Source organism: Intestinibacter sp. (assembly GCF_034113885.1).
GTDB lineage: Bacteria > Bacillota > Clostridia > Peptostreptococcales > Peptostreptococcaceae > Intestinibacter.
Window position 1 is genome coordinate 1 of the sequence record NZ_JAXEWM010000246.1, and the last position, 3659, is coordinate 3659.

The following is a 3659-nucleotide window of genomic DNA, read 5'->3' on the forward strand; positions in this document are numbered from 1 at the left end:
ATTAAAAAATAAAATAAAATCGCTAAAAAGCTTTAAATATAAAGGTTAGAATACCATAATGTTAGATAAGATACTCAGTTCTTTTATTTAATTTTATACGAAAAAAATATAAAAGTCTATAATATTTTTATTTCATTTAAATCAGTCAACTTATTAATTCCAAAATTTAAAATTTGATTGTCTCTATTTAATCGATATATTCTAATCGAATCTGTTTTAGGATCCATGTATTTTTTTATATCCTTGACTAAATTTTTATAGAGCTTTTTAGTCATTATACATTCAAAAGCAGATCGTTGAACTCTACCTCCATATGATTGTAAATATTTAACGAGCTCTCTTCTTTTTTTATCATTAGAAATATCATAAATGACAAGTACCAAGGTTTTTTGAGAAAAAATAGTTGTATTTTTTATAGCATTTTGATTTTGGTTTTTATTTATTTTTATCATATTAATTTACCTCAAAGTTAAAGTTTTAAAATTATCTAGATTTCCATCCTCTAAGCATTTTACTAATTCGTAAATATTGAAAAATATAGCCTGTCTAAATGTCATAGCATATCCTGCATGTTTGAAATAATTATTTTTAGAGCGAATCTTTTCCTCATAATATTTTATAAACGAATTATTTGCTTTTCTCGACAAATAGTATCCACCAGTATCCTCATTAAATGTGAAATCTGATATTGATATTAAATTGTTGTTGATTAGCTTCATGACTAGAGAGTCGACAATAGGGCATCTCCACTGCTCCATCAAATCACTTGCTAGGGCTGCGTGACCCTGCTTGTTTTGGTGCATAAATCCAGCATGAGTGTTTAATCCAGTCTGAGTGAGTGCTAATATTATTTCATTGTAAAGCAGAGAATAGCCATAACTAATCAGTGCGTTAAAAGGATCCTTTGGAGGTCTTTTGCTTCTTTTATCGAATTTAAATTCGTCAGGAACTAAGCAAGATATACCACTAAAATAAAGTCTCGCACAAGTTCCTTCAAATCCAATTGCTTCATTTATGCTTGTACAATTTTCAATTTCAGAAATATATTTGTTTAAGCTATAGATAATATCTTTTATTTTATCTAATTTTGCCTTATCATATCTTTTTAATATGACAATTTGATTTTTTATTTTACTAGTAATTATCTTTTTAGAAAATTCTAGACAAAATAGCTCGTCCTGCTTGCATTTAAATTGATTAACCTGCTTTTCTATATCGACCTTGTTATTTGTGAATCCTCCTAAGTATTTTAAAAGATATAGTATGTAAACAAATAACGACATCGGCACGAATTTTGGGGAGATAAATAGAAAAAAATCATATAATATAAATATATAAGAATTTTTTGAAATTTTATACTATATTTGTAGCAAAAAATATATATTACAATGAAAAATATAAGAAATGGTACTATAATTATTATTAATAGCAGTATTATTTTATACTATTAAAATAGAATAGAGGAATATATATGATAAATAGATTGAAAATAGAAATTAATATACAGGATGAACGTGAGCAAAAAGTTAATCAGATGCAAATATTTAATTCTATAATAAAAAAATATTCTACTGATAAATATATAGATTTTTTAAGTCCAAATACTTTAAAGCCATATAACCATTATGTAAGCAAACGAGGGGAAAAGTTTTTTTGGACTATAAATACTTTAACACAAGAGGCTAGAGAAAATATTATATTACCTATTATAGAAAATATGCCAAATCAAATAGATAGTGATGAAGGTTCATTTAATATTTCTATAAAAGATAAAATTTTAGAACAAGTTACATATGATAATCTTATATCTAGAAACTATTTAACGGAAGAAAAATCTAATTACATTACAATTAGATTTGAATCTCCAACATCGTTTAAATCACTTGGAAATTATAAAATATTACCAGAGATGAGTCTAATATATAAAAGTATAATAATGAAATACAATACGTTTTCTAGAAATTATGAAATTGATGATGAAGATGTATTATGTTCTATAATAGACAATACAAATATAATAGATTATAGATTGAGAAGTACAAGGTTTTGTATGGAGAATTTTAGGATACCGGCTTTTGTAGGCAATATAAGAATAAAAATTAAAGGCACTATAGCAAGTAAAAATTTAATTAATTTATTGCTTGATTTTGGAACATATTCTGGAGTAGGTTTAAAAACAAGCCTTGGAATGGGTGGAATAGATATAGAATATTAATATACTTTGGAGGGAGAGTTTATGAAAGAAAATATTTTATTCAGCACTATAGGTACATCAGATCCAACGAGGGGAGAACATGATGGACCATTTTTACATATCATTAGAAAATACAAACCTAAGAAAGCATTTATATTTTTGACAAAAGAAATGTGTGACAATGATGATAAAGACAACCGATATGAAATAGAAGCAAAAAAAATTTATCCGGAAATAGAGATTATTAAAATAAAAGAGTATGAAATGGACAATCCTCATGAATTTTTAATTTTTGATTCTAAGTTTGAATATTGGCTAGATAAATTATCTAATGAATATCCAGATGATCAGATTTTAGTTAATATATCTTCTGGAACACCTCAAATGCTTTGTAGCCTATATAATATAGCAGCACATGCAGATAGACCTTATAAATTAATACAAGTTAAAAGTCCTGAAAAAAGAGCTAATCAAGCAGAACGTGTAGGTATAGAATATGATTTAGAGAACAATCTAGATAATTCATATGATAATTTTTTAGACGAAAAAGATGGTATTGAAAATAGATGTAAAGAAATTGAACCTACAAATGTAAGGAAAAAGCTCGTAGAAAAAATAATTATGGAGCAAATAAAAGTATATGATTATGAAGGTGCTTCACTAGTGGCAAATGAAGCTAAATATTTAATCAATAATGAAGCTATAGAATTAATTGAATTTTTGAAATATAGATATAAATTGCAATTTGATAAATTTGATAATAATATGCTGCCTATACAAACTAGTGGCGTAAAATCGATATTTGAGTATATTTTATATTTAGATATAAAACAGAAAAGAGATGAAATAATAGATTTTACTAGAGGGGTGTCTCCTGTTTTGACTGACTTATTTGAAGTATGTTTAAAAGAAGTATATAAAGTAGACATAAGAAAATATTGTGAAAACAGAATTAAAAAAATAAACGGTAAAAATATAAGTGTACCTTTTTTAGTAAAGAGTAAACTTCCTAGGGAAGTACAGATTTTATATGATAGAAGATTTACAAGAGAATCAAATTTATCTGGAGGGTTTAGGGATTCAGAGCTTTCTTCTACTAATATACTTCCTTATATAGAATATGAAGCATCTAAAGATGATGATAAAACATTATATAATTGTGCGAACTTATTAAGAGAGTTTGAGATGAAGTTTAGAAATATAGCGGCACATCAGATAACTAGTGTAAGTGATGAAAGTATAAAGAAAGAGATGAATATATCTAGTAAAAAACTTGTAGATACTTTAAAGCAATTATTTAAAATAGCTTATGGAAGAAATTATGGGAAGTTAATTGATTGGAATAGCTATGATAATGTGAATCAACAAATTATAGAAAAATTGAAATAATATATGAAAAAAGAAATGTATTTTATTTAGTAATTTAATTTGAAAGGAGGTACTTATTATGAATGAGTATTATAAT

General features: G+C 25.6%; 4 protein-coding genes. 2 read left to right on the forward strand and 2 right to left on the reverse strand.

The genetic code is table 11. The features are described 5' to 3' along the window. Positions 1–116 precede the first annotated feature (116 nt). Both cas2 and cas1 read right to left on the reverse strand, forming a co-directional pair. Positions 117–452, reverse strand: a complete 336-nt coding sequence (cas2, locus tag SPD90_RS14500) for a CRISPR-associated endonuclease Cas2 (protein WP_320925706.1) — start codon at positions 450–452, stop codon at positions 117–119. 6 nt (positions 453–458) lie between these two features. Further along, the gene (cas1, locus tag SPD90_RS14505) at positions 459–1283 is read right to left on the reverse strand and encodes a CRISPR-associated endonuclease Cas1 (RefSeq protein ID WP_320925707.1); all 825 of its coding nucleotides are present in this window, start codon (positions 1281–1283) and stop codon (positions 459–461) included. Between the two features lie 188 nt (positions 1284–1471). Here cas1 and cas6 point away from each other — a divergent pair, with 188 nt between their 5' ends. Further along, the gene (cas6, locus tag SPD90_RS14510) at positions 1472–2215 is read left to right on the forward strand and encodes a CRISPR-associated endoribonuclease Cas6 (RefSeq protein WP_320925708.1); all 744 of its coding nucleotides are present in this window, start codon (positions 1472–1474) and stop codon (positions 2213–2215) included. Between the two features lie 21 nt (positions 2216–2236). Continuing rightward, a complete protein-coding gene (gene csm6 / locus SPD90_RS14515) occupies positions 2237–3583 on the forward strand; it encodes a type III-A CRISPR-associated CARF protein Csm6 (protein ID WP_320925709.1) in 1347 nt (448 codons plus the stop codon). Positions 3584–3659 lie beyond the last annotated feature (76 nt).